The following is a 26640-nucleotide window of genomic DNA, read 5'->3' on the forward strand; positions in this document are numbered from 1 at the left end:
GGCGCGCCAGTCTGCCAGGCCCGGCCGAAGACCGGAAAAGGCTGTGGGAACGGAAGGTTCCGTTCCGGCGAGTGGGTGGGCCGGGCAGCCCGATGTTCGTCTGGACGAGCTGGGTGATGTCGGTCCCGAAAGCCCGGCTGACGTCCGTGTCGAAGGGCAGCCCGGCGTTCGTGCCGAAGGGCAGCCCGGCGTCCGTCCCGACAACGGGAGCGTCGCCGATCCGCGACGAGCGGGTCGGCTGGGATGATCTCCCCATGACGCGAGCCGACGGATATCTCCTCGACAACCAGCAGACGGAGGCGGGCCGGCGTTTCGAGGCCCTCGCCACTCTCTTCGACCCCACGACGTTCCGGCACATGGAGCGCTTCGGCGTCGGCTCCGGCTGGCGCTGCTGGGAGGTCGGGGCGGGCGGCACGTCCGTCGTGTCCTGGCTCGCCAAGAAGGTCGGCCCGACGGGCAAGGTCGTCGCCACCGACATCGACACCTCGTGGGCGGCCTCCGTGGCACGCCCGCCGGTGGAGGTCCGCGTCCACGACGTCGGTGCCGAGGAACCGCCGGGGGAGGGCTTCGACCTCGTGCACGCCCGGCTCGTACTGGTCCATGTGCCGGACCGGGAACGTGCGTTGCAGTCGATGATCAAGGCCCTGCGGCCCGGCGGCCGGCTTCTCGTCGAGGACGCGGATCCCGCCCTCCAGCCGCTGCTCTGCCCCGAGGAGTACGGCCCCGAGCAGCGCCTCGCGAACCGGCTGCGCCACGGCTTCCGCAAGCTGCTCGCCGAACGCGGTGCCGACCTCGCCTACGGACGCAAGCTTCCGCGGCTGCTCCGGGAGGCGGGCCTCTCGGGCGTGGAGGCCGACGCGTACTTCCCCGTCGCCTCACCGGCCTGCACGGCGCTGGAAGCCGCCACGGTCCGTCAGATCCGCGACCAGCTCGTCACCGCGGGCCTGGCCACCCAGGAGGAGATCGACGAGCACCTCGCGAACGTGGCCGCCGGTTCCATGGACCTGGCGACCGCGCCGATGATCTCCGTCTGGGGGCGCAAGAGCTGAGCGTCGGCGCGGGGCGGGACGCCGTGCCGGCAGACGGGTACGTCATCGTCCGGCCCAGGCGTCGGCGGCCCCGCTGCTCTCCTTCTCCTCCCACTCCTCGATCTCCGCACTCTCCTCGCTCTCCTTGCCGGGAGCTCTTGTCGGCGGCCGTCCGCCGACCCGTTCCACGGCCTTCGCCCCGGCCGCGCACCCCGCCCTCGCGGCCTCCCCGGGTCCGGACCCCGCGAGCAGGGACGCGAGAAACGCGCCGGTGAACGCGTCACCGGCACCCGTGGTGTCCCGCGGTGTCGCCCGGGCCGCCGGGACATGTGCCCGGACGGACCCGGAGCGGGCGACCAGGGCGCCGTCACTCCCCAGCTTGGCGACGACCAGGGGGAACCGGCGGCTCAGTTCGGCGGCCGCCTCGGCCGGATCGGACAGTCCGGTCAGCAGGCAGGCCTCGTCGCGGCTGGGCAGCAGGACGTCCACGCCCGAGCAGAGTCCGAGGAAGCGGTCCACGCCGAGCGCGGTGAGGAATCCCGCCGATGCCGGGTCGAGGCTCACGGGAACGCCACGCGTGCGCGCCGACTCCAGGACCACCGACACCAGCGCGCGGCTGGGCGCGGAGAAGAACAGATAGCCCGACAGATGCAGCCGCGCGACCCCGTCGAGCAGGTCGGGCGACCAGTCCTCCGGTGCCAGCCGCAGTGAGGCTCCGCTGTCCGTGAGGAACGTGCGCTCCGCCGAGGCGCCGCCGTCCACGAGACAGATCACCGTCCCGGTCGGTGCCTTCGGATCGGTCACCAGCAGGGGCCGTACCCCGCCCGCCGTGAGTTCGCGTTCGTGCCACGCGGCGGAGTCGCGGCCCACCCGGCCGAGCAGCCGCACATCGGCGCAGCCCTCGTACACGGCCCAGCAGGCGACATTGGCACCCGCGCCGCCCGGTACGGTCCGGACGGCGGCGACCGTGTCGGTGCCGGGCGCCAGTGGGCCGCTGTGCCGGGCCACCACATCCGTGACCACGTCCCCGACGACGAGCAGTGCGCCGTCGCGGGGGCCGGCCCGGTCCGCCGGTCCGGGCCTATCGGCCGGGCCGTCCCGGCCGGTGTCGCTCACACCTCCGCCCAGGCCGCCGCGATCCGTCCCGCGAGGCGCACGTTGCCTCGTACCGCCGCCAGATTGGCGGCCAGCGAGGCGCCGTCCGTGCCCCGGACGAGATGGGCGAGCAGGAACGGTGTCACAGCCTGGCCCGTCACTCCCTCCGACGCGCAGGCCTCCAGCGCCTCGGCAAGTACGCGCGCGTGCAGGGCCGGATCGAGCTGTTCCTCCTCGGGGACGGGGTTCGCGACGATCAGCGACGAGTCGGGCGCGTGCAGGGCGTCCTGGGCACGCATCACCCGCGCGACCTGCTCGGGGGAGTCGAGGGTCCAGTCCACGGGGTGCCCCGAGTCGGACAGATAGAAGCCGGGGAACCGGTCCGTGCCGTACCCGGCGACCGCCACGCCCAGCGTCTCCAGCCGCTGGAGGGTCGCGGGCACGTCCAGGATCGACTTGACTCCCGCGCACACCACCGTGATCCGGGTGCGCGCCAGCAGACCCAGATCGGCGGACTCGTCCTGGGTGACGGTCCACTCGCGGTGCACTCCGCCGAGGCCTCCCGTGGCGAAGACCCGCACGCCGGCCCGGGCCGCCAGCAGCGCCGTCGCGGACACGGTCGTCGCCCCGCTCGCTCCGGCGGCCACCGCGAGCGGCAGGTCCCGATGGCCCAGCTTGCGGATGCCGTCCTCGTTCGCGACCCGCTCCAGCTGGCCCTTGTCCAGGCCGACGAGCGGCCGGCCGTCGAGGACCGCGGTCGTCGCGGGTACCGCGCCCTCCGCGCGGACGACCTCCTCCAGTTCGAGGGCGACCTCCAGATTGCGCGGGCGGGGCAGCCCGTGGGCGATGATCGTGGACTCCAGGGCCACCACCGGCCGCCGTGCGTCGAGCGCCTCCCGCACCTCTTCGGACGTCACGATCACGCGTCTGCCTCCTGTCGTCGGTCGACGTTCCCGTCCCTGGATCTCTGGCGGGCGGCGCGCCCGGTCAAACCCTCCTCTCACAGCGGTTCCGGCACGGCCGAGGGGCCGACCCCCGGCAGCCCGGGCCAAGGGCAAGCCCTTAGGGTGTCCGCTCATGAACACGAACTCCCAGGCCACACCGTCGTTCGCCGTGCACATCCCCGACGCCGAGCTCGAACCCGAGCCGCTGGACCCGGCCCAGATCGTCTCCGGTGACCCCGCCGTCACGGGCAAGGTCCTGTGGGAGTCCGCCGACGGCAAGCAGCTGCGCGGCATCTGGCAGATCACGCCCGGCGTCGTGACCGACACCGAGGCCAACGAGCTCTTCGTCGTGGTCAGCGGTCGCGCCACGATCGAGGTGGAGGGCGGTGACGTCATCGAGGTGGGCCCCGGTGACGCCGCGTTCCTGCGCGAGGGCGACCGCACGACGTGGACCGTCCACGAGACGCTGCGCAAGGCGTACCACATCACCCTCTGACGGCTTCCGAGGAGCACGCGACGGCCTATGGCGGAGCGGACCCTCCACCGGGGCCCCTGACGCAGGCCGCCGACCGCGGCCTCAGAACAGGGGCTCCGGGAGGACCCCTTCGAGGGCCAGCAGCTTCCGCTTGGTCTCCAGACCGCCCCCGAAACCGCCGATGCCTCCGTCGCTCTCGACCACCCGGTGACACGGCACCACGACCGGCAGCGGGTTCGAGCCCATGGCCACGCCCACGGCCTGGGCCGCCCCCGGCGCTCCGACCCTCCCGGCCAGGTCGCCGTAGGCCACGACCGAGCCGAACGGGACACCCGAGTTCAGCTCCCGCAGCACCTGACGGTTGAACCCCGAGATCAGCGACCAGTCGAGCGGCAGGTCGAAGTCGTGCCGCTCGCCCGCGAAGTACGCCTCGACCTGGCGTATCGCCTCGGCCAGCAGCGGCGACGAGGGCTCCTCGACGGGTTCGCCGCCCAGCCGGGACGCGAGCCGGCCGAGCGCCGTCTCGCGCACCTTGCCCGAGGCGTGGAAGACGACGTTGACCAGGCCCTGGGGCGTCGCGGCGAGGAGGAGCGGACCGATGTCCGTGCCGACGACGCACCACACGATCCGCTGCCCGTACCGCCCGTGGCTGTCCATGCGACCCACCGTACGGCCCGCCACCGACAATGCCCGGTGCGCGGCCGGAACCCGTCCGCGCACCGGACGACAGCGCGTCAGCGCAGAGCGGCGCGGATCACGTCGGGCGTGTTCGTGATGACGCCGTCCGTGCCGAAGCCCGCCAGCCGCCGCGCGGTGGCCGCGTCGTCCACGGTCCAGGCGAAGACCTTCATCGGACCGTGCGGGCCGTGGAGCCTGTGGACCGCCGAGACGTAGTCCGGCGACAGGGCGTGGTGATCGGAGTTGATCTGGTCGGTGAACCGCGCGTACCGGGGCAGCCGCGCGACGGGCGGGGTCCCGAGGAACGCCGTCGTGATGCCGGGCCGCAGCCGGTGCACGGTCCGGACGCTGTCCGCGCTGAAGCTCTGGACGATCAGCCTGTCCCGGAGGTGCACCGGGTCGAGCCAGCCCTCGTTGTTCAGCAGCCTCAGTGTCTGCCGCTCGATGCCCGGGTAGAGCTCGGGGTTCTTGATCTCCAGGACGAGTTTCTGGTGGTTGCGCGAGACGCGTTCCATGTACTCCCGCAGCGTCGGAACCTTCGCGCCCGCGAACCGGGGGCCGAACCAGCTCCCGGCGTCCAGGCGGGAGATCTCGGCCGCGGTGAAGTCCTTGACGTTCCAGGGGCTCCGGCCGGGATAGACCTCCTTGGCGTCCGTCGTACGCGCCAGAGAGGCGTCGTGGAGCACGACCAGCTGCCCGTCGCGGGTGCGCTGGACGTCGTTCTCGACCCAGTCGAAGCCCAGTTCGGCCGCGCGGTCGATGGAGTCCAGAGTGTTCTCCGGAGCGTACGCCGAGGCGCCGCGGTGGGCGACGACCAGCGGTGCCGCGATCCGGCCGCCGGCCTTGGCGTGCGGGCTGGGCAGTATCAGAACGGCTCCCCCAAGAAGCGCGGCGGTCGTGGCGGCGGCAACGCGCGCGTGCATGCGTTCTCCTCGCGTCGGGCGATCACGTACAGCACAAGACTGACAGCAGAGAGTCGACGGGGAGGGGAAGCGAGATGGCCGCGGATTGAATGGAGTTGTCCAAGTCCGCTCGCTGTCGGCGCACAACTGGGGAGAGGTCGTGATTGTTTGCAGGATTATCGTTCGACCATTCCGGTGGGGTCGTACTCTCTGCCTCAACCCGGTCCGCTCCGGCGGCCCGGGCCGCGGGGGCGTTTCGGTCGGTTCCATGAGCAACAGGGCGGGAAAGGCAGCCGCGCATGCAAGGCACGGTCGACGGCTTCAGCTACGGACTCGTCACACCGCTGGTGGCGTATTTCATGGCCTGCCTGGGCGGGGCACTGGGCCTTCGCTGCACCACCAGATCCATGTGCGCCGCGGGCTCCTGGCGGGCCGGATGGCTCGCCCTCGGCTCGGTCGCCATCGCCTCGGGCATCTGGACCATGCACTTCATCGCCATGATGGGATTCACGGTCGAGCAGAGCCCCGTCCACTACGACCGGCCGACGACGTTCGCGAGCCTGGGCGTCGCCGTCCTGATGGTCGGCGCCGGGATCTTCATCGTCGGCTACCAGGGCGCCGCCGGACCGGCGCTCTTCACCGGCGGGACCGTCACCGGCCTGGGCATCGCCTCCATGCACTACCTGGGCATGGCCGGCATGCGCCTCAACGGGAAGCTCGCCTACAACACGTTCACCGTCGCCGCCTCGGTCGTCATCGCCGTCGTGGCCGCCATCGCCGCCCTCTGGGCCGCGGGACAGGTGCGCGGGTTCCTCTGGAGCGTCGGTGCGAGCCTCGTCATGGGGCTCGCGGTCAGCGGCATGCACTACACGGGCATGGCGGCGCTCACCGTCCATCTGCACGGTCCGGCCGGCGGCACCCCCGCCGGTGACTCGGCCGCCGCGCTGCTCGCGCCCATGATGATCGGCCCCCTCGCCCTGCTCTGCCTCGCGGGCGTCGTCGTGATGTTCGATCCGCAGATGGTCGTGGGCAAGCCCGACCGGCGTCCCGCGGAGATCCGGCTGCCGGGCGTCCCGGCCCACCCCGGACCCGCGCACACCGGCCGTCGTCCGGCCGTCCGCCCCGTGCGGGAAGGCGCGTACCGCCGGTCGCGGACCCCGCAGAGCAGGTGATCTGGCCCGGTTGTCAGTGCGGGGTCGTACGGTGGATCCATGCGGCCCGTATCCAAGATCGAACGTTCGGTGGCGCCCTTCGAGGTCGTCAGCCACTTCCAGCCGGGCGGTGACCAGCCCACGGCCATCGCCGACCTGGAGAAGCGCATCCGCGCGGGTGAGAAGGACGTCGTCCTGCTGGGCGCGACCGGCACCGGCAAGTCCGCCACCACCGCGTGGATGATCGAGAAGCTCCAGCGCCCCACGCTCGTCATGGCCCCGAACAAGACGCTGGCCGCCCAGCTGGCCAACGAGTTCCGCGAGCTGCTGCCGAACAACGCCGTCGAATACTTCGTCTCGTACTACGACTACTACCAGCCCGAGGCCTACGTCCCGCAGTCGGACACCTACATCGAGAAGGACTCCTCGATCAACGAGGAGGTGGAGCGCCTGCGCCACTCCGCGACCAACTCCCTGCTGACCCGCCGCGACGTCGTCGTGGTCGCCTCGGTGTCCTGCATCTACGGCCTCGGTACTCCCCAGGAGTACGTGGACCGGATGGTCAGCCTCAAGGTCGGCGACGAGATCGACCGCGACCAGCTGCTGCGCCGCTTCGTCGACATCCAGTACACCCGCAACGACGTCGCCTTCGCCCGCGGCACCTTCCGGGTCCGCGGCGACACCATCGAGATCTTCCCGGTCTACGAGGAGCTCGCGGTCCGCATCGAGATGTTCGGCGACGAGATCGAGGCCCTGTCCACGCTGCACCCGCTCACCGGCGAGGTCATCAGCGACGACGAGCAGATCTACGTCTTCCCCGCGTCCCACTACGTGGCGGGCCCCGAGCGCATGGAGCGCGCCGTCAACGACATCGAGAAGGAGCTGGGGGAACGCCTCGCCGAGCTGGAGAAGCAGAACAAGCTCCTGGAGGCCCAGCGCCTGCGCATGCGGACGACGTACGACATCGAGATGCTCCGCCAGATCGGGTCCTGCTCCGGTGTCGAGAACTACTCGATGCACTTCGACGGCCGTGAGCCCGGCTCCCCGCCGAACACACTGATCGACTACTTCCCGGACGACTTCCTGCTCGTCATCGACGAGTCGCACGTCACCGTCCCGCAGATCGGCGCGATGTACGAAGGCGACGCCTCCCGCAAGCGCACCCTCGTCGACCACGGCTTCCGGCTGCCCTCCGCCCTGGACAACCGCCCCCTGAAGTGGGAGGAGTTCCAGCAGCGGATCGGCCAGACCGTCTACCTCTCGGCGACCCCGGGCAACTACGAGCTCTCCCGCTCCGACGGCCACGTCGAGCAGATCATCCGCCCCACCGGCCTGATCGACCCCCAGGTGGTCGTCAAGTCCACCGAGGGCCAGATCGACGACCTGGTGCACGAGATCAGGCTGCGCACCGAGAAGGACGAGCGCGTCCTGGTCACCACGCTCACCAAGAAGATGGCCGAGGACCTCACCGACTACTTCCTGGAACTGGGCATCCAGGTGCGCTACCTGCACAGCGACGTCGACACCCTGCGCCGCGTCGAGCTGCTGCGAGAACTGCGCGCAGGCGAGTTCGACGTCCTGGTCGGCATCAACCTGCTGCGCGAGGGCCTCGACCTCCCCGAGGTCTCCCTGGTGGCGATCCTCGACGCCGACAAGGAGGGCTTCCTGCGCTCGGGAACCTCCCTCATCCAGACCATCGGCCGCGCGGCACGCAACGTCTCCGGCCAGGTCCATATGTACGCGGACAAGATCACCCCGGCGATGGAGAAGGCCATCGAGGAGACCAATCGCCGCCGGGAGAAGCAGATCGCGTACAACAAGGAGCGGGGCATCGACCCGCAGCCACTGCGCAAGAAGATCAACGACATCGTGGCGCAGATCGCCCGCGAGGACGTCGACACCGAGCAGCTGCTCGGCTCCGGCTACCGGAAGACGAAGGACGGCAAGGGCGCCAAGGCCCCCGTCCCCGCGCTGGGGGCCAAGGCGACCCGTGCAGCCAAGTCCGCCAAGGACAAGACCGCGGTGCCGACCGACCGTCCCGCGGCCGAACTCACCCAGCAGATCGAGGACCTGACGGAACGGATGCGCGCCGCGGCGGCCGACCTCCAGTTCGAGATCGCGGCCCGGCTGCGCGACGAGGTGTCCGAGATGAAGAAGGAACTGCGGCAGATGAAGGAGGCGGGAATCGCCTGACGGCCGCGTCGACGGCACCGGACCCCGGCCGGCACATGATGTGTTGCAAGACCGACACAAAGTGCGGCCCAGGGTTCGGCGCCGTCAGTGCCGCTGCGTAGGGTTCTGTTCATCCGCGGATTCCGCGGCAACAGGGGACAGTTCGAGAGGGGACAGCGCGTGACGGTCAACATGACCAAGGGTCAGGCCATCAGTCTGCAGAAGAACGACGGGGGCACGCTGACCGCGGTCCGTATGGGACTCGGCTGGCAGGCGGCCCCCCGGCGCGGCCTGTTCGGTTCGCGCACCCGCGAGATCGACCTCGACGCGTCCGCCGTGCTGTTCGCGGACAAGCAGCCCGTCGACGTCGTGTTCTTCCGCCACCTCGTCAGCGACGACGGCTCGGTGCGGCACACCGGTGACAACCTGGTCGGCGGCGCCGGCCAGGGCGGCGACGACGAGTCCATCCTCGTCGACCTCCAGCGCGTCCCGGTCCACGTCGACCAGATCGTCTTCACCGTGAACTCCTTCACGGGCCAGACCTTCCAGGAAGTGCAGAACGCGTTCTGCCGCCTGGTCGACGAGACCAACGGCCAGGAACTCGCCCGCTACACCCTCGCGGGCGGCGGCCAGTACACGGCCCAGATCATGGCGAAGGTGCACCGCTCCGGGAGCGGCTGGCAGATGACGGCCCTCGGCACACCGGCCAACGGCCGCACGTTCCAGGACCTGATGCCCGCCATCCTGCCGCACCTCTGAGCGGCCGGCACAGACGCACACGGGGACACAGGGGGACAAGGCGATGACGGCCGAGCTGGTCAGGGGGCAGAACCACCCGCTCTCCCAGGTTCGTCTCGAGGTCCGTATCTCGGCCGGCAAGCCGATCGTGGCGGGGGCCACGCTCAGCGACGAGCGGGGGAAGGTCCGGGGCGTCGAGTGGGTGGCCCACCCGGGCGCGCCCACGCTTCCCGGACTCGAAGTGTCCCGGCAGGCGGCGGCCGACCACCGGCTCGCCTTCGACCTGGGCGCCCTGCCGCAGGACGTGCACCGGGTCAGTGTGCTGCTCGCGCTGCCCGCAGGCGTCGGCGGACCGGTCCGGTTCGGGGCCGTCGCCGCCCCCTTCGTCGCGGTGACCGGCCTCGACGGTACGGAAGTCGCGAGTTACACCGTCACCGGACTGGACACCGAATCCGCCGTCGTGGCCCTTGAGCTCTACCGCAGGCAGGGTGCCTGGAAGGTGCGCGCGGTCGGCCAGGGCTACGCGGGCGGACTCGCCGACCTCTTCGCCGACCAGGGGCTCCCCGAGGCACGGCAGCTCGCCAGCAGCATCAACGACGCGGTGGCCCGGGGCATGGCGCGGTCGGTGGCCGCGCCCCCGCCGCGCACCCCGGACACGGACCGGTCGCGACAGGCCGCCGCCCCGGCCCAGGGACCGGACCAGACCCGCCCCGGAGCCGGGCCCCAGGGAGCCGCCGGGACCGTGCCGCCGCAGCAGACCCCGTACACCCCCGCTCCGCAGGGAGCCACGGCCGGCGGGACCGGTCGTCCAGCGGGCTCCGCGCAGCCCGCGCCCACCGCGGGCGCCCCGGCGTCGCCCACCGCCGGCGGCCCGGTCGACTACAGCCACCCCGGACGGCAGACCGCCGCTCCGCCGCCACCCCCGCCGACCGCTCCGCCGGGCCGGCCCGGAGAACCCGCGCAGCCGGTCGCGGGCGACGCGACCGGCTGGTCCATGGAGGAGCGGCTGTACAACCAGGTCTGGGGGATGTTCGAGGACCTGGCCAGGACCGTCGCCGCGTACCGCAGCGCCGTGGACTTCGCCGACTCCCGCATGGAGAAGGAGCTCGACCAGGTTCTCTCCGACCCGCGCAGCCGGATCGGGGGGCAGGGCGACGCCGCTCGCGAAGCCGCCCGTGCCAAACACGCCCGGCTGGTCGACCAGGCCCGGGCCGCCCTCGACCGGGACCTCGCCCAGCTCACCGCCGAGGCCGAGGTCGTGGAGCCCGCGCTCCCGATGGCCTACGCGCGCTGGGACAACCCGGTCTGGCACGGCTACCGCGCCCCCATGGAGATACCCATGGCGCTGCGGCTCGGCGACCTCCGGCTGCCCGAGACCGAGAACCTGAGCATTCCGATGCTGGTCCGCCTGCCCCTGGAGCGCGGCCTGTGGATCGACAGCGGCCGCACCTCCCTGGAGGGCACGCTCGCCGATTCCGACCAGGTGCGCCGGCTGGCCATGGATACCGCCGTGGCACACGCGGCCCGGCTGCTCGCGGTCTATCCCGCGGGCGAGTTCACCGTGCATGTCATCGACCCTGCCGGTACCGGAGCCTCGTCCCTGGCGCCCCTGACGGGGTCCGGAGTGCTCGGCAGTGCTCCTGCCGCGGGTGCCAAGGGCGTGGCGGACGTGCTGAACCGCCTCACCCAGCGGGTCGACCTGGTGCAGATGGCGTTGCGCGGGGGAGCGGCGGACTCGCTGCCGCCGGATCTCGACACCGCCGAGCAACTGCTGATCGTCAACGACTTCCCGCACGGTTTCGACGACCGGGCCGTCACCCAGCTCCGCTACCTGGCGGACGAGGGACCGGCCGTCGGTGTCCATCTGATGATGGTGGCGGACCGGGAGGACGCCGCGGCCTACGGACCGCTGCTCGACCCCCTCTGGCGGTCGCTGCTGCGGATCACGCCGGTGCCCGACGACCATCTCGCCGATCCGTGGGTGGGACACGCGTGGACGTACGAGCCCGCGCTGGTGCCGGCGAACAGCCAGGTGCTCCAGCAGGTTCTCGCCCAGGTGGCGGCGGCCCGCCGGTCCTGGAACCGCTGACCCGGCCCCGGCGGTCCGGAACCCTCGCGGCCCCGCCGAACACGGGGACCGAGCCACTCACCAAGCAATCGTAAAGCCCTCTGGCCAGGGAATTTGGTCCTTCTTTTACTAGTCTCTTTACCTTTCCTTGGTGATTCGGGTACTCTTTTTCCATACGGAGGGGAGTACTCCCTACCTGCTGCGACGCACCCGTCAATACGGATCGAACCTGAATCCCGGGGCGTCGGCCCGCAGGCTCCCGAGGCGCATCCGGCGCCCGGGCGGCCGCGGGTGGAAGAGACCTCCGGTGGCGAACGACGCTGAAATCTGCCGTTACGTACTGCCGGAGGCGCAGTGAATGTTTCCCTGACCCTGTGGGTCCTGACCATCGTGGGGCTGGCCGCACTGATCGCGGTCGACTTCTTCATCGGCCGCAAGCCGCACGACGTATCGATCAAGGAAGCCGGAATCTGGACGGTCGTCTGGATAGCCCTCGCCGGGCTGTTCGGACTCGGACTGCTCCTCTTCGCCGGCGGACAGCCCGCCGGAGAGTTCTTCGCCGGCTTCATCACCGAGAAGTCCCTGAGCGTCGACAACCTCTTCGTCTTCGTCCTGATCATGGCGAAGTTCGCGGTGCCCTCGAAGTACCAGCAACGGGTGCTCCTGGTGGGCGTACTCGTAGCGCTCGTCCTGCGCGCGGTGTTCATCGCCGCGGGCGCCGCGATCATCGCGAACTTCGCGTGGGTCTTCTACATCTTCGGCGCGTTCCTCATCTACACCGCCTGGAAGCTGATCCAGGAGGCCCGTGCCGACGAGGACGACGAGGAGTTCGAGGAGAACAAGCTCCTCAAGGCCGCCGAGCGACGGTTCGGCGTGGCCGACCGCTATCACGGCACCAAGCTGTGGATACGTCAGAACGGCAAGCGCGTCATGACGCCGATGCTGGTCGTGATGCTGGCGATCGGCACCACCGACGTGCTCTTCGCCCTCGACTCGATCCCCGCGATCTTCGGCCTGACCCAGGACCCGTACATCGTCTTCACGGCCAACGCCTTCGCGCTGATGGGCCTGCGCCAGCTGTACTTCCTCATCGGCGGCCTGCTCAAGAAGCTGGTCCACCTCAGCTACGGCCTGTCCGTCATCCTCGGATTCATCGGCGTCAAGCTCGTCCTGCACGCGCTGTACGAGTCCGGCGTCCATGTCCCCGAGATATCCATCCCGGTCTCCCTCGGCGTGATCTGCGCGGTCCTGGTGGTCACGACGATCACCAGCCTCGCCGCCACCAGGAAGCAGGCGGCACGCGAGCGCGCGGAGAGCGCCTCGAAGGAGAGCGTTGACGCCTGACCGCGTGACACACGACGACGAACGCCCCCGCACCGCCGGAGTGCGGGGGACGTCCGGGGCTGCGACGATCGCGGCATGATCGTTCGGCTCGGATCACTCGTGACACGGTGGACCGCCGTGGTGCCCGTGATCGCGGTGGTGCTGCTGGCGTTCACCTGGGGGCGCGACCTGCCGGGCGCCGTCGTCGCCCTGGTGACTCTGGTCCTCGCGGGTTCCGTGCTCGCCGCGGTGCACCACGCCGAGGTCGTCGCGCACCGGGTCGGGGAACCCTTCGGATCCCTCGTCCTCGCCGTCGCGGTCACGATCATCGAAGTCGCCCTCATCGTCACCCTGATGGCGGACGGCGGTGCCAAGAGTTCGACACTGGCCCGCGACACCGTCTTCGCCGCGGTGATGATCACCTGCAACGGGATCGTCGGCGTGTGCCTGCTCGTCGCCTCGCTGCGCCACGGGCTCGCCGTGTTCAACGCCGAAGGAACAGGAGCCGCCCTCGCGACCGTCGCGACGCTCGCGACACTCAGCCTCGTCTTCCCGACCTTCACCACCAGCAAGCCGGGCCCGGAGTTCTCCTCCGCGCAACTCACCTTCGCCGCGGTCGCCTCCCTGGTGCTGTACGGCCTGTTCGTGGCGACCCAGACCGTCCGGCACCGCGACTACTTCCTGCCGATCACCCAGCAGGGCAAGGTCATCGACGTGGACGAGCACGCCGACGCGCCCTCCGCCCGCGAGGCCAGGGTCAGCCTGGGGCTCCTCGGCCTGGCCCTGGTCGGTGTCGTAGGCCTCGCCAAAGGCGTGTCGCCCACCATCGAGTCCGGGGTCGAGGCGGCCGGCATGCCCCACTCCGTGGTCGGTGTGATCATCGCCCTGCTGGTGCTGCTCCCCGAGACCATCGCGGCACTGCGCGCCGCCCGCCGGGACCGGGTGCAGACCAGCCTGAACCTCGCCCTCGGATCCGCGATGGCCAGCATCGGACTGACCATCCCCGCCGTCGCCCTGGCCTCGCTCTGGCTCTCCGGACCGCTCGTTCTCGGCCTCGGCGCCACCGAGATGGTGCTGCTCGCGCTGACCGTGGTCGTGAGCTCCCTGACGGTCGTGCCCGGGCGCGCCACCCCGCTCCAGGGAGGCGTCCATCTGGTCCTGTTCGCCGCCTATCTGGAACTGGCCGTCAACCCCTGACCGGACCGGCGGGCGCCGGGCCGGCGGTGCTCACTCCGTGACGGGTACGGCGGACAGTCTGGGTACCGGCCGGGTCTCCGGCAGCAGGGCGAAGCACCCGAGGCTCAGCAGCGCGATCCCCGTCAGATAGGCGGCGACACCCCAGGGCACGCGCTCCCCGCTCGCCACCACCGTCGCCACGACCGGTGTGAGCGCGCCCCCGAGGACACCGCCCAGGTTGTAGCCGACGGCCGCGCCCGTGCAGCGCACCCGCGGTTCGTACAGCTCCGGGAGGTAGGCGGCGATCACCGCGAACATGGTGATGAAGGCGATGAGCGCCACCAGGAAACCGGCGAACATCAGCAGCGGTTCACCGGTAGACAGCAGGCCGATCATCGGGAACATCCACAGTGCGCAGGCGGCGCAGCCCGCCATGCACAGGGGCCGCCGTCCGTAGCGGTCACCCAGCAGCGCCGCCAGGGGAGTCAGCCACCCCTGCAGCACCACGGCGGCCATGATGCAGGTCAGCATGACGGTGCGGCTCACACCGAGCCGCTCGACGCCGTAGGCGAGCGCCCAGGTCGTCACCGCGTAGAAGACGGCGTAGCCGACGGCGAGCCCGCCGGCCGTCAGCAGGACGAGCCGCCAGTGGTCGCGCACCACCTCGGCGAGCGGCACGCGCGCGCGGTCACCCATTTCGAGGAACCGCGGGCTCTCGTCGAGCGAACCGCGCAGCCACAGCCCCGCCACGGCCAGCACCCCCGCTCCCCAGAACGGAATCCGCCAGCCCCACTGCGCGAACTGCGCGTCGGACAGGAGCGACGACAGCGCCAGCATCACACCGTTGGCCAGCACGAACCCCACCGAAGGGCCGATCTGGGGGAAGCTCGACCACAGCCCGCGCCGCCCGGCGGGCGCGTGCTCGACCGTCAGCAGCACGGCCCCGCCCCACTCACCGCCCAGCCCGAGCCCCTGAAGGAAACGCAGCACCAGCAGCAGTACGGGTGCCGCGGCGCCGATGCGGTCGTAGGCCGGAACGCAGCCGACGGCGACGGTCGCCGCGCCGGTCAGCAGCAGCGACGCCAGCAGGACCGGTCGTCGACCGTGCCGGTCCCCGATGTGCCCGAACAGCACCGAGCCCAGCGGACGGGCGAGGAACCCGACGCCGAACGTGCCGAAGGCGGCCAGTGTCCCCGCCAGTGGCGAGAACGTCGGGAAGAACAGGGGCCCGAGGACGAGCGCCGCCGCGGTCCCGTAGACGAAGAAGTCGTAGAACTCGACGGCCGTCCCGATGAGCGAGGCGGCCGCGAGCCGCAGCATGGAGGGCGTCCTTACGGTGCGTACGTCGTGCATGCCGGATCAACTACCCACAGTGATCGGCGGTTACGGGGGCGCACGGGAGCGCGGCGTGTGTCAGTAGGTGACGGTGATGCGCCGGGCCGGGCCGTCGACGCGGACCGTTCCGCCGTAGGGGATGACGACCTGGGGGTCGGTGTGGCCGAGATCCACGTCGAAGACGACCATCGCGTCAGGGGCGTACACGTCGATGGCGCGCAGGACCGCTTCGCGCTGGTCCCGGGCGTAGCGCGTCCTGGCCTCGGGGTCGAGGGGCCGGGCGAACGACCAGGCCTTCGGGCGCCCCATGAGGAGCGCCGGAAAGCGCCCCAGCAGCCCGCGCTCGCCCATGTTGCGGAGGATCCGGAAGACCTCGTCGGCCGTGGGCATCTCCTCCGAGGTCTCCAGGAACAGCACGTGACCGTCGTACACGGACGGATCGCGGGCGATCTCGCGGTCGGCCATCAGCAGCCACGACAGGATCTCGATGTTGCCGCCCCAGGAGCGGCCCTCGACCACCCGGTCCGGGCGGATCCAGCTCCAGCCCGTGCCCGGCTCGGTCGGCGGCTCGGCGAGGAAGCTCTCCGGCTCGTCCCAGGGCACGTCGACCTGCCGGAAGCGGTCGGCGGGGCGCAGCTCGTAGGGGCCGGACGTGAACAGGGCGGCCCGCAGCGACTCCGCGGTCAGCGGGTCCATGGCGCCGGGCCGGCCGAGCTCGCACATCACCGTCCCGCCGTGATAGCCGACGATCCCGGTGTTCCACAGGTGGAGGAGGAGGTTCGTGTTGTCGCTGTACCCGAAGAACGGCTTCGGGTTCGTCCTGATCAACTCGCGGTCCAGCAGGGGAAGTACGGTGATCTGATCGTCGCCCCCGATGGACGCGATGACCGCCTTGACCGTCGGATCGGCGAAGGCCGCGTGGATGTCGTCGGCCCGTTCCCGCGGGGTCGAGCCCATCCTCCGGGTGGCCGGGTACTCGACCGGTTGCAGACCGAACTCCTCGCGCAGCCGCTCCAGGCCCAGTTCGTGGGGCAGCGGGAGGAGGCCGGGCAGACCGCTGGACGGCGAGATCACGGCGATCCGGTCGCCGGGTACGGGCTTGGGAGGGTACGCGGGCGTCGTCATGGCCGGAGACTACGAGCCGCCGGCTGGTCGGCGCATCGTGATAAACCGGGGTCGAGCAGCGGTCCTTGACGGGCCGGCAGAACCGAAGGACCGGAGGAAACGTGCCCCGCACCCTCGCCAGCGCCCCGATCATGATTCTCAACGGGCCCAACCTGAATCTCCTCGGGCAGCGGCAGCCGGAGATCTACGGCTCCGACACGCTGGCGGACGTCGAGGCGCTGTGCGTGAAGACGGCGGCCGCGCACGGCGGCACGGTCGACTTCCGGCAGTCCAACCACGAGGGCGAGCTGGTGGACTGGATCCACGAGGCCCGGCTGCACCACGCCGGGATCGTGATCAACCCGGCCGCGTACTCCCACACCTCCATCGCCCTCCTCGACGCCCTCAACACCTGCGACGGGCTTCCCGTGGTGGAGGTCCACATCTCCAACATCCACCAGCGGGAGGAGTTCCGGCACCACTCGTACGTCTCGCTGCGGGCCGACGGGGTGATCGCGGGCTGCGGTGTGCAGGGGTACGCGTTCGGGGTGGAGCGGGTGGCGGCGCTGGCGGGAACGGGCCGGGCGGACACCTGAGCACGGGATTCCCGCCCGTGGCCCGATCAGGACGGAGCGGGCGGACACGGGAGGCCTTGGACGTCCGGCCGCGCGTGTCCGCCCGCCGTCACAGGCGCCCCGCCTCCACGATCCGTCCCAGGAAGCGCCGTGTGCGCTCCTGCCGCGGGTCGCCGAAGACCTGCTCGGGCGTGCCGCGCTCCAGGATCACCCCGTCCTCCAGGAAGCAGACCTGGTCCGAGACCTCGCGCGCGAAGCTCATCTCGTGCGTGGCCAGCACCATGGTCATGCCGTCCTCCTTCACGTCACGCACCACGTCCAGGACCTCGCCCACGAGCTCGGGGTCGAGGGCGGCGGTGATCTCGTCGAGGAGGAGCAGCCGCGGGCGCACGGCCAGGGCGCGGACGATCGCGGCCCGTTGCTGCTGGCCACCGCTCAACCGGTCCGGGTACTCGCCCGCCTTGGCACCGAGCCCGAGCCGTTCGAGCAGCTCGCGCGCGTGGGTCTCGGCGTCCCCACGGCTCACCCCGTGCACGCGGCGCGGGGCGAGGGTGACGTTCTCCAGGACCGTCATGTGCGGGAACAGGTTGTAGGACTGGAAGACGATGCCGATGCGCCGGCGGACCGCGTCCTGGTCGGTCCGCGGGTCGGTGATCTCCTCGCCGTCCAGCCAGATCGCCCCGTCGTCCACCTCCTCCAGGAGGTTGGCGCAGCGCAGCAGCGTGGACTTCCCGGAGCCGGACGCGCCGATCAGCGTGGTGACGGTGTGCGGGGCGACCTCCAGGCTGACGTCCCGCAGGACCACCGAGTCGCCGAAGGTCTTGCGGACGGACTCCATCCGCAGCAGCGGGCCGTCGGGTACGGGTGCCGTGCTCATACGATGCCTCCCTGGCCGCGGCGCCGGTCCATGCGGGCGGTGACCCAGTCGGTGAAGCGTGTCATCGGGATGGTCAGGGCCACGAAGAGCAGGGCCGCGACGACGTAGGCGGTGTAGTTGAGGCTCCGGCCGACGATGATGTCCGCGGAACGCATCGCCTCCACCGCGCCGCCGATCGACACGAGGCTGGTGTCCTTCTGGAGGGACACCATGTCGTTGAGGAGCGGCGGGACCTGCCGGCGTACGGCCTGGGGCAGCACCACATGACGAAGGGTCTGCCGCGTGGTGAGGCCCAGGGAGCGCGCCGCGGCCCGCTGCGAGGGATGCACGGACTCGATGCCGGCGCGGACGACCTCGGCGACGTACGCCGAATACGTCAGCACCAGGCCCGCTCCGCCGAGGAGGACGGGGTCCGTGGTGACGCCCTGCAACTGGAGCGCGGGTACGCCGAACACGACGATCGAGAGACAGATGATCAGCGGCAGACCGCGGAAGAAGTCGGTGTACGCGGTGGCGAGGGCGCGGACCGGCCAGTACACCGGCCCTTTCAGCGTGCGCGCCACGGCCGTCAGGGTGCCCAGCACGAGCACCACGACACCGCACACCACGAACAGCCTCAGGTTGAGCCAGAGCCCGTCGAGGACCTTGGGGAGGGCCTCCCGCGCGAACGAGGCGTCGAAGAACGTCTCCTTCGTACGCGGCCAGCCAGGGGCATTGACCACGACGAGGTAGAGCACGAGGGCCGTGACGAGCGTGGAGAGCGCGGCCACGGCTGCCGAACGGCGGGCCCGGCCGCGCTTGTGGCGCTCGCGCTCGATCCTCCGCCGGGACGGGACGTACATCTCGCTCCGTCCGGGCGCGGCACCGGCGGGCGGGTCGGGTTCGGCCGTCCTGCTCCGGGGCAGGCCCGGTACGGGCGTGCCGTCCTCGGACCCCTCCGCCCGGCGCACGTCCCCGCCGTGCGCTCCCTCCGGGGGCATCTCTCCCTCGGGGCCGTCCTCGCCCGACTGCTCCTTCGTCGCGGTCACTTGAGCACCGGGGCGTCGACGGCCTCGGACAGCCACTGCTTCTCGATCCTCGCGAGCGTGCCGTCCGCGCGCAGGGCGTCCACGGCCTTGGTCACGCAGGAGGTCAGCGCGCTGCCCTTGTCGAGGACGAGACCGAACTGCTCCGGCGTGCCGCCCTTGTTCTCGAACTGCCCGACGATCTTCGCGTCGGTCACCTCGGCGGCCGTGATGTAGAAGGCGGTCGGCAGATCGGTGACGATGGCGTCGACCTGACCGTTCTTCAGGGCGGACTTGGCCTGGTCGTTCTTCGCGTACGCGGCCGGTTCGGCGGTCGGCTTCACCACGTCGTCGATGTAGTCCAGGCTGGTGGTCCCGACCTGCGCGCCCAGCTTCAGCTTCCTGAGGTCGGCGAGACTAGTCGCCTTCGCGGCCTTGGAGTTCTTCAGCGCGATGACCGCCTGGCGCACGTCGTAGTAACCGGAAGAGAAGTCCACGGCCTTCTTGCGTTCCGCGCTGATCGACACCTGGTTGATGTCGAAGTCGAAGGTCTTGGTGCCGGGAGCGAAGGCCTTGTTGAAGGGAACGCTCTGCCAGACGACATCGCCGTCGGCGTAACCGAGCTGCCGTGCCACGGCGTACGTCACCGCCGACTCGAAGCCCTTTCCGTTGGCGGGCTTGTCGTCCTTGAACCAGGGGTCGTACGCCGGCTCGTCGGTGGCGACGGTGAGCTTGCCGGAGGTCCGGGTGCTCAACGAGCCCTTGGCGCAGCTCTCGGCGGTGCTCCCGGAGGCTTTGCCGGACGCCGTGCTCTGCGGCTGCGGAGCGCAGCCCACGGCGAGGGCGAACAGGGCCACGGTGCAGGCGGACAGGGCGGGGCGCAGGGCGCGTCGAGGTCGGTACATGGCGGGAGAGTGACAGCGCAGCAGCTGTTTGTCCAGGTCACAGGGCTGATTGTCCGCATGGTGGGAACGGGTGTTGCAACGGTGTGAACCCACGCGGTGCGGCCGCCTCCCGCGACCCGGGTGCCGAGGCCGAGAAGCGGGGCCTTCCCTCTTCGGGACCGCCCCGCTCCGGCCGGTGGATCACCAGCCCCGTGCCCTCCACTCCGGCAGGTGAGGGCGCTCGGCGCCCAGCGTCGTGTCGTCGCCGTGGCCCGGGTACACCCAGGTCTCGTCCGGCAGCACGTCGAAGATCCTCGTCTCGACGTCGTGGAGGAGCCGCGCGAAGGCTTCCGGGTCCTTGCGCGTGTTGCCCACGCCGCCGGGGAAGAGGCAGTCGCCGGTGAAGACGTGGGGATGCCCGTGCGGGTCGTCGTAGACGAGCGCGATCGAGCCCGGGGTGTGGCCGACCAGGTGGCGCGCGGTGAGCTCGACGTTCCCCACCCGGACCGTGTCGCCGTCCCCGAGGGGGACGTCCGTCGGCACCGGGATGCCGTCGGCGTCCTCCCTGCCCGCGTAGGTCCGCGCGCCCGTGGCGGCCACGACCTCGGCGAGCGCCTGCCAGTGGTCGCCGTGCTGATGGGTGGTCACGACGGACGCGATGCCGTCGTCACCGATCAGGGTGAGCAGCGTCGAGGCCTCGTTCGCCGCGTCGATCAGGAGCTGCTCGTCGGTGGCCCGGCAGCGCAGCAGATACGCGTTGTTGTCCATGGGGCCGACCGCGACCTTGGAGATCATCAGGTCCTGCAGCTCGTGCACGTCGGCAGGGCCGCCGACCGTCACCGCTCCGCTGTACGTCATGACGGCAGCCTATAGCGGAGGCAGGGCCGGAAGAGGGCCGCCGCGGACCGTCAGTGCCGTGCCGTCGCGGCGGCCGCAGAGCCAGCCGAGCAGATCGGCCGCGGTGCCCCGGACCTCGACCGGTCCGCCCCCGGCGCCGCCGCCCGTGGTCCGCGTCCGGCCGTCGCCCGCGTCCAGGGTCGTGGCGGGCACGTCCTGATGGCCGGCGAAGCGCTCGGCGAGGAAGTCGATCTCCCGGGCCGTGAACTCCTCCGGCAGGTCCTCCAGCTCGTACCCGATCCCCAGGTCGACGTGGTGCAGGTCGACCTCGACCCAGCGCCGGAACGGCACCCGGGCCGCGGAGTCGGTGACCCCGTTGCGCAGCTCCACCGTGCGGGACCAGTCAGCGGGGGCGGCTCCCGTGTCCTCGAAGAGGGCCGCGCTCTTGCGCAGGTCCGCGAGCTGCACGTCCAGGGGGCGCCCCGCGTCCCGTGCGATGTCGGCGTCCCGGGCGCTCGCGGAGGCGTACATGGGGCGCCCCTCCAGAACGTTCACCAGGGCGTCCGCGTTGCGGGACAGGTGGGCGAGCACATGACCGCGGCTCCAGCCGGGAAGCCGTGACGGCTCGGCCGCTGCGGCGTTGTCCAGTTCGGCGACCGCGCTGAGCAGTCGTTCCGTAGCGTCACGTACAGACGCCAGGTCGCGCACATGATCCATCATGCCGTCGACCCTAGCTCCACCACACGTTCGGGTGAAGCAGGTCGGCCCCGCCCTTAAATCGAATGCACGTGCTATAGGCTCGACGGTGGCGTCGGGCATGCTGGACGGTCCGGGATTGTTGTGAACCAGCGAAAGCAACCGGCGCTGTCAGTGGCTCGCCCTAGTCTGAGATGACGGGGGCCCGCGGCCCCTGTCACTTCTCTGAAGAAAGGTGCGGACCGGCGTGGCCGACCGTCTCATCGTCCGTGGAGCGCGCGAGCACAACCTGAAGAATGTCTCGCTCGACCTCCCGCGCGACTCGCTCATCGTGTTCACGGGCTTGTCGGGGTCGGGCAAGTCCTCCCTCGCCTTCGACACGATCTTCGCCGAGGGCCAGCGGCGCTACGTGGAGTCCCTCTCCTCGTACGCCCGGCAGTTCCTCGGCCAGATGGACAAGCCGGACGTGGACTTCATCGAGGGTCTCTCCCCGGCCGTCTCCATCGACCAGAAGTCGACCTCGCGCAACCCGCGCTCGACGGTCGGCACCATCACCGAGGTCTACGACTACCTGCGGCTGCTCTTCGCGCGCATCGGCAAGCCGCACTGCCCCGAGTGCCGTCGTCCCATCTCGCGCCAGTCGCCGCAGGCCATCGTCGACAAGGTGCTGGAGCTCCCCGAGGGAAGCCGCTTCCAGGTCCTGTCGCCGCTGGTGCGCGAGCGCAAGGGCGAGTTCGTCGACCTCTTCGCCGACCTCCAGACCAAGGGGTACAGCCGTGCCCGGGTCGACGGCGAGACCATCCAGCTCAGCGAGCCGCCGACGCTGAAGAAGCAGGAGAAGCACACCATCGAGGTGGTCATCGACCGTCTCACGGTGAAGGACTCCGCCAAGCGCCGTCTCACCGACTCCGTGGAGACCGCCCTCGGCCTGTCCGGCGGCATGGTCGTGCTCGACTTCGTCGACCTCCCCGAGGACGACCCCGAGCGCGAGCGCATGTACTCGGAGCACCTGTACTGCCCGTACGACGACCTCTCCTTCGAGGAACTGGAGCCCCGCTCCTTCTCCTTCAACTCGCCGTTCGGCGCCTGCCCCGAGTGCACCGGCATCGGTACGCGCATGGAGGTCGACCCCGAGCTGATCGTCCCGGACGAGGACAAGTCCCTCGACGAGGGCGCCATCCACGCCTGGTCGCACGGGCACACCAAGGACTACTTCGGCCGGCTGATCGGCGCCCTCGCGGACGCGCTGGGCTTCCGGACCGACATCCCCTTCGCCGGGCTGCCGCAGCGCGCGAAGAAGGCCCTCCTGTACGGCCACAAGACGCAGATCGAGGTCCGCTACCGCAACCGGTACGGACGCGAGCGCGTGTACACCACGCCCTTCGAGGGGGCCGTCCCCTTCGTCAAGCGGCGCCACAGCGAGTCCGAGAGCGACGCCAGCCGTGAGCGCTTCGAGGGCTACATGCGCGAGGTGCCCTGCCCCACCTGCCAGGGCACGCGTCTGAAGCCTCTGGTCCTCGCCGTCACGGTGATGGAGAAGTCCATCGCCGAGGTCGCCGCCATGTCCATCAGCGACTGCGCGGACTTCCTGGGGCAGCTGAAGCTCAACGCCCGCGACAAGAAGATCGCCGAGCGCGTGCTGAAGGAGGTCAACGAACGGCTGCGCTTCCTGGTCGACGTGGGCCTCGACTACCTGTCGCTGAACCGCGCCGCCGGAACGCTCTCCGGAGGCGAAGCGCAGCGCATCCGCCTGGCCACCCAGATCGGCTCCGGACTCGTCGGCGTCCTGTACGTCCTCGACGAGCCCTCCATCGGTCTGCACCAGCGGGACAACCACCGGCTGATCGAGACCCTCGTCCGCCTGCGCGACATGGGCAACACGCTCATCGTCGTCGAGCACGACGAGGACACGATCAAGGTCGCCGACTGGGTCGTCGACATCGGTCCCGGCGCGGGCGAGCACGGCGGCAAGGTCGTGCACAGCGGTCCGCTGAAGGAGCTCCTCGCCAACAAGGAGTCGATGACCGGGCAGTACCTGTCGCGCAAGCGGCAGATCCCGACGCCGGACATCCGGCGTCCCGTCGACCCCGGGCGCAGGCTCACCGTGCACGGAGCCCGCGAGAACAACCTCCGGGACATCGACGTGTCCTTCCCGCTGGGCGTCCTCACCGCCGTGACCGGCGTGTCGGGCTCCGGCAAGTCGACCCTGGTCAACGACATCCTGTACACCCACCTGGCCCGCGAGCTGAACGGCGCCAGGAACGTGCCGGGACGCCACACGCGCGTGGACGGCGACGACCTCGTCGACAAGGTCGTGCACGTCGACCAGTCGCCCATCGGCCGTACGCCCCGCTCCAACCCGGCGACGTACACCGGAGTCTTCGACCACGTCCGCAAGCTGTTCGCCGAGACCACCGAGGCGAAGGTGCGGGGCTATCTGCCCGGCCGCTTCTCCTTCAACGTCAAGGGCGGCCGCTGCGAGAACTGCTCGGGCGACGGCACCATCAAGATCGAGATGAACTTCCTGCCGGACGTGTACGTCCCCTGCGAGGTCTGCCACGGGGCGCGCTACAACCGGGAGACCCTGGAGGTCCACTACAAGGGCAAGTCCATCTCCGAGGTCCTGGACATGCCGATCGAGGAGGCGCTGGACTTCTTCGAGGCGGTTCCGGCGATCGCCCGCCACCTCAGGACCCTCAACGACGTCGGCCTCGGCTACGTCAGGCTCGGTCAGTCCGCGCCGACGCTGTCCGGCGGCGAGGCGCAGCGCGTCAAGCTCGCCAGCGAGCTCCAGAAGCGCTCCACCGGCCGCACCGTGTACGTCCTCGACGAGCCGACCACCGGTCTGCACTTCGAGGACATCAGCAAGCTCATCACGGTGCTGTCCGGCCTGGTCGACAAGGGCAACACGGTCATCGTCATCGAGCACAACCTCGATGTCATCAAGACCGCGGACTGGGTCGTCGACATGGGCCCCGAGGGTGGCAACGGCGGCGGTCTGGTGATCGCCGAGGGCACGCCCGAGGAGGTCGCCGGCGTCCCGGCCAGCCACACCGGCAAGTTCCTGCGCGAGATCCTGGGCGCCGACCGGATCAGCGACGCCGCCCCCGTGAAGGCCCCCCGCAAGACGGCCGCCAGGAAGACGGTCGCCGCCGGGACGACGGCACGGAAGACGGCCACGAAGACGGTCGACGGCACGGCGGCCAAGAAGACGGCCGCCGTGAAGAAGACCGCCACGAAGGCGGCGGCTAAGAAGGCGACCCCCGTGAAGAAGACCACGCGGGCCCGGAAGGCCTGACGCGGCCTGTCCGACGCGTGGGACAGGCCGAGTCTCCAAGGCGGCGCCCCGTGGGAACTCCCCGCGGGGCGCCGTCCGTTGAGAGGTCGGCGGCCCCGCACATCATGGTCCGGGCCGGGGGCACCTGTCCGGAGTGGTTCCTAGAGGTCGCCGAGTTCGCGGGCGTACGGCGGTTCGGCTCCGGCGCGGGAGCAGGTGACGGCCGCCGCACGGGCCGCGAAGCCGAGAAGCTCGGTCCAGCCCCGGGCGCCGAGTTCCGACAGCGCGGCCGGGGACAGGGCGTCGCGGACGGCCAGGCCGTGCAGCAGCGCCGCGTTCACCGTGTCACCCGCGCCGATCGTGTCCACCACGTCCACCCGCTCGCCCGGCACGGAGTGCACCGAGCCGTCCGGGGTGAACGCGGTGAGACCGTCGCCGCCCCGTGTGATCACCACCGCCGAGGGACCGGCCGCCAGCCATTCGAGCGGGGTGCCGCCGAGCCACCGGGCGTCCTCCTCGGACAGCTTGAGCAGCGACACCGACGGCAGCCAGCTCTTGAAACGGGCGCGGTAGGCGTCCGGATCGGGGATCAGACCGGCGCGGATGTTCGGGTCGAGTGCCGTGAGGACGCCTCGCGCGGCGGCGGTCCGCAACAGTTCCTCGTACGCGCTCGCTCCCGGTTCCAGGACGAGGGAACAGGTACCGAAGGACACCGCCCGCGTCTCGTCGGGGAGGCGGTCCGGGGTCGTGAAGAGACGGTCGGCGGTGCCCTCGACGTAGAAGGAGTACGCGGCCGAGCCGTCCGGCCCGATCGTGGCGGCGGCCAGGGTCGTCGGCTCGCCGCCCCGCTGGACGCACGACACGTCGACGCCGGCGTCCACCAGCCCGTCGAGAAGAGCCTCGCCGTACGCGTCCCGGGAGACGCGGGAGCAGAACGCGGTGCGGGAGCCGAGGCGGCCGAGCGCCACCGCCGTGTTGTAGGGGCCGCCGCCCCGGCGCGGCAGCAGATCCGCCAGGGCACCGGAGCCCTGCGGCACCAGGTCGATCAGGGCCTCACCGGCGACGACGATCACGACTCGGGTCCTTTCCTCGGTGACGCTGACTCTGACTCGGGGCCCTCACCGCGCGGAACGCCGGAGGGGCAGCCGCACGAGGTGCGGTGGACGAACGCGGAAGGAAGCCGGACGGTGCGGCTCTCGCGGTGCGGGGACGCCAGCCGCTCCAGCAGCAGCCGGACGGCCGTGGCCCCGATCTCTTTGCTCGGCTGCGCGATCACGGTGAGCCGCGGTGTGAACAGATCCGCCCAGGAGAAGTCGTCGAAGCAGCACAGCGCGAGGTCGTCGGGCACGGACAGGCCCCGGTCGCGCAGGGCGCGCAGCGCGCCGACAGTCATCGCGTTGTCGGCGGTGACCAGCGCGCCCGGCGGAGCCCCGAGCGACAGCAGCCGGTGGGTGGCCGCCTCGGCCGCCTCCGTCCGGGAGTCGCCGTGCGCCACGAGCCGTTCGTCGTAGGGGAGTCCGGCCCGCGCCAGACCGTGCCGGTAGCCGGTGATCCGCTCCGCCGTGGTGCTCAGGCCGGGCAGCCCCGCGACCAGTCCGATGCGCCGGTGCCCCCGCTCGGCCAGATGCGTCACCAGGCTCGCCATCGGGGCGGTGTTCTCGGCGCAGACCTGATCGTGGCGGAAGCCGCTTCCCGCGGGGGCCTCCACGAGCCGGTCCAGGAAGACGGTGGGGACCTCGTGCTGCCCCAGGTAGCCCAGGAGCGCGTCAGGAGCCGGCGACGGCGCGATGATCATTCCGTCCACACGTCTCTCGTGCAGCAGCTGGACGACGGTGCGCTCGTGGCCGGGATCGTCGTGCGGATCGGCGATCAGCAGGCCGTAGCCGTGCTCCAGGGCCGTGCCTTCCACGCCCTGGAGGATCTCCGCGAAGTGGGGGTTGCCGGTCGCCCGCACCGCGAGTCCGACGGACCGCGTACGGGAGGTGACGAGCGAACGGGCGAGGGTGTTGGGCGTGTACCCCAGCTCGTCGATCGCGTCGAGCACGGCCTGCCGTGTCCCGGGCAGTACCGGACGGGTGCCGTTGAGGACGTGCGAGACGGTCGCCGCGGACACGCCCGCCCGCCGGGCCACGTCGGCCATCGTCACCATGGCGCTCCCTCCCGGGACCATCCCGCTCGCGGGCGAACGTATCGCAGCCGACGGCCCGCGTAAACGCTTGCGCACGCGCGTGCGCAAGCGTTTACGTCCCGGGTCGCGGAACCCCGCCCCGGCACGGGCGGAACGATCTGTACCGGTATCGT

At 70.9% G+C, this 26640-nt stretch carries 23 protein-coding genes; 10 read left to right on the forward strand and 13 right to left on the reverse strand.

Features of this window, described 5'->3' with window-relative positions:
- Positions 1–254 precede the first annotated feature (254 nt).
- Positions 255–1049: a methyltransferase domain-containing protein gene (locus tag ACFWI4_RS17160; protein WP_387196592.1), complete on the forward strand. Its 795-nt coding sequence runs from the start codon at positions 255–257 to the stop codon at positions 1047–1049.
- Between the two features lie 42 nt (positions 1050–1091).
- On the opposite strand, the gene ACFWI4_RS17165 is transcribed toward ACFWI4_RS17160, so the two are convergent.
- Positions 1092–2144: a carbohydrate kinase family protein gene (locus ACFWI4_RS17165; RefSeq protein WP_387196595.1), complete on the reverse strand. Its 1053-nt coding sequence runs from the start codon at positions 2142–2144 to the stop codon at positions 1092–1094.
- Entirely contained in the window at positions 2141–3046 is a 906-nt protein-coding gene (locus tag ACFWI4_RS17170; RefSeq protein ID WP_387196597.1) for a pseudouridine-5'-phosphate glycosidase, read from the reverse strand. Before ACFWI4_RS17170 ends, ACFWI4_RS17165 begins: the two co-directional genes overlap by 4 nt.
- Positions 3047–3200: 154 nt before the next feature.
- Here ACFWI4_RS17170 and ACFWI4_RS17175 point away from each other — a divergent pair, with 154 nt between their 5' ends.
- Complete coding sequence (locus tag ACFWI4_RS17175; protein WP_387196600.1) at positions 3201–3563, forward strand: cupin domain-containing protein; 363 nt, start codon at positions 3201–3203, stop codon at positions 3561–3563.
- Positions 3564–3644: 81 nt separating this feature from the next.
- Here ACFWI4_RS17175 and ACFWI4_RS17180 read toward each other — a convergent pair whose 3' ends face one another.
- Together ACFWI4_RS17180 and ACFWI4_RS17185 are read right to left on the reverse strand one after the other, a co-directional pair.
- Positions 3645–4199 (reverse strand): methylated-DNA--[protein]-cysteine S-methyltransferase, encoded by a 555-nt coding sequence (locus ACFWI4_RS17180; RefSeq protein WP_387196603.1) that lies wholly within the window; start codon positions 4197–4199, stop codon positions 3645–3647.
- Positions 4200–4276: 77 nt separating this feature from the next.
- Positions 4277–5143: a glycerophosphodiester phosphodiesterase gene (locus tag ACFWI4_RS17185; RefSeq protein WP_387196605.1), complete on the reverse strand. Its 867-nt coding sequence runs from the start codon at positions 5141–5143 to the stop codon at positions 4277–4279.
- Positions 5144–5421: 278 nt separating this feature from the next.
- On the opposite strand from ACFWI4_RS17185, the gene ACFWI4_RS17190 reads away from it, so the two are divergent.
- The 6 genes from ACFWI4_RS17190 to ACFWI4_RS17215 all read left to right on the forward strand — a co-directional run bounded on the left by ACFWI4_RS17190 (position 5422) and on the right by ACFWI4_RS17215 (position 13771).
- Positions 5422–6294 (forward strand): MHYT domain-containing protein, encoded by an 873-nt coding sequence (locus tag ACFWI4_RS17190; RefSeq protein ID WP_387196608.1) that lies wholly within the window; start codon positions 5422–5424, stop codon positions 6292–6294.
- A gap of 39 nt (positions 6295–6333) precedes the next feature.
- Positions 6334–8466 (forward strand): excinuclease ABC subunit UvrB, encoded by a 2133-nt coding sequence (gene uvrB, locus ACFWI4_RS17195; protein WP_387196610.1) that lies wholly within the window; start codon positions 6334–6336, stop codon positions 8464–8466.
- A gap of 159 nt (positions 8467–8625) precedes the next feature.
- Positions 8626–9204, forward strand: a complete 579-nt coding sequence (locus ACFWI4_RS17200; RefSeq protein ID WP_387196612.1) for a TerD family protein — start codon at positions 8626–8628, stop codon at positions 9202–9204.
- A gap of 43 nt (positions 9205–9247) precedes the next feature.
- Entirely contained in the window at positions 9248–11272 is a 2025-nt protein-coding gene (locus tag ACFWI4_RS17205) for a TerD family protein (RefSeq protein ID WP_387196615.1), read from the forward strand.
- A gap of 333 nt (positions 11273–11605) precedes the next feature.
- Positions 11606–12595: a TerC/Alx family metal homeostasis membrane protein gene (locus ACFWI4_RS17210; RefSeq protein WP_387196618.1), complete on the forward strand. Its 990-nt coding sequence runs from the start codon at positions 11606–11608 to the stop codon at positions 12593–12595.
- Between the two features lie 75 nt (positions 12596–12670).
- Positions 12671–13771, forward strand: coding sequence for a calcium:proton antiporter (locus ACFWI4_RS17215; protein WP_385406322.1), 1101 nt, complete (start codon positions 12671–12673; stop codon positions 13769–13771).
- Between the two features lie 30 nt (positions 13772–13801).
- Here ACFWI4_RS17215 and ACFWI4_RS17220 read toward each other — a convergent pair whose 3' ends face one another.
- Together ACFWI4_RS17220 and ACFWI4_RS17225 are read right to left on the reverse strand one after the other, a co-directional pair.
- Positions 13802–15070 carry an MFS transporter gene (locus ACFWI4_RS17220; protein ID WP_387196621.1) on the reverse strand — a complete coding sequence of 423 codons (1269 nt, stop codon included), beginning with the start codon at positions 15068–15070 and terminating at the stop codon, positions 13802–13804.
- A 93-nt stretch (positions 15071–15163) separates the two neighbouring features.
- On the reverse strand, positions 15164–16210 hold the full coding sequence (locus tag ACFWI4_RS17225) for a S66 peptidase family protein (RefSeq protein WP_387196624.1): 1047 nt from the start codon (positions 16208–16210) through the stop codon (positions 15164–15166).
- Positions 16211–16311: 101 nt separating this feature from the next.
- Here ACFWI4_RS17225 and aroQ point away from each other — a divergent pair, with 101 nt between their 5' ends.
- Complete coding sequence (gene aroQ, locus ACFWI4_RS17230) at positions 16312–16785, forward strand: type II 3-dehydroquinate dehydratase (RefSeq protein WP_387196627.1); 474 nt, start codon at positions 16312–16314, stop codon at positions 16783–16785.
- A gap of 88 nt (positions 16786–16873) precedes the next feature.
- Here the strand turns inward: aroQ and ACFWI4_RS17235 are convergent, their stop codons facing one another.
- From ACFWI4_RS17235 to ACFWI4_RS17255, 5 genes are all read right to left on the reverse strand, one after another.
- Entirely contained in the window at positions 16874–17641 is a 768-nt protein-coding gene (locus tag ACFWI4_RS17235; RefSeq protein ID WP_387196630.1) for an amino acid ABC transporter ATP-binding protein, read from the reverse strand.
- On the reverse strand, positions 17638–18483 hold the full coding sequence (locus tag ACFWI4_RS17240) for an amino acid ABC transporter permease (RefSeq protein ID WP_387196768.1): 846 nt from the start codon (positions 18481–18483) through the stop codon (positions 17638–17640). Before ACFWI4_RS17240 ends, ACFWI4_RS17235 begins: the two co-directional genes overlap by 4 nt.
- Positions 18484–18665: 182 nt before the next feature.
- A complete protein-coding gene (locus ACFWI4_RS17245; RefSeq protein WP_385406304.1) occupies positions 18666–19550 on the reverse strand; it encodes an ABC transporter substrate-binding protein in 885 nt (294 codons plus the stop codon).
- A gap of 180 nt (positions 19551–19730) precedes the next feature.
- Positions 19731–20387: an MBL fold metallo-hydrolase gene (locus ACFWI4_RS17250; protein ID WP_385406301.1), complete on the reverse strand. Its 657-nt coding sequence runs from the start codon at positions 20385–20387 to the stop codon at positions 19731–19733.
- 9 nt (positions 20388–20396) lie between these two features.
- A complete protein-coding gene (locus ACFWI4_RS17255) occupies positions 20397–21086 on the reverse strand; it encodes a maleylpyruvate isomerase family mycothiol-dependent enzyme (protein WP_387196634.1) in 690 nt (229 codons plus the stop codon).
- A 223-nt stretch (positions 21087–21309) separates the two neighbouring features.
- On the opposite strand from ACFWI4_RS17255, the gene uvrA reads away from it, so the two are divergent.
- Complete coding sequence (gene uvrA / locus ACFWI4_RS17260) at positions 21310–24360, forward strand: excinuclease ABC subunit UvrA (protein WP_387196637.1); 3051 nt, start codon at positions 21310–21312, stop codon at positions 24358–24360.
- 140 nt (positions 24361–24500) lie between these two features.
- On the opposite strand, the gene ACFWI4_RS17265 is transcribed toward uvrA, so the two are convergent.
- Both ACFWI4_RS17265 and ACFWI4_RS17270 read right to left on the reverse strand, forming a co-directional pair.
- Positions 24501–25412, reverse strand: a complete 912-nt coding sequence (locus ACFWI4_RS17265; protein ID WP_387196640.1) for a carbohydrate kinase — start codon at positions 25410–25412, stop codon at positions 24501–24503.
- The gene (locus ACFWI4_RS17270; RefSeq protein WP_387196643.1) at positions 25409–26488 is read right to left on the reverse strand and encodes a LacI family DNA-binding transcriptional regulator; all 1080 of its coding nucleotides are present in this window, start codon (positions 26486–26488) and stop codon (positions 25409–25411) included. Before ACFWI4_RS17270 ends, ACFWI4_RS17265 begins: the two co-directional genes overlap by 4 nt.
- Positions 26489–26640 lie beyond the last annotated feature (152 nt).

The sequence above is a fragment of the Streptomyces sp. NPDC127038 genome (genome assembly GCF_042725875.1).
Classification (GTDB): Bacteria; Actinomycetota; Actinomycetes; order Streptomycetales; family Streptomycetaceae; genus Streptomyces.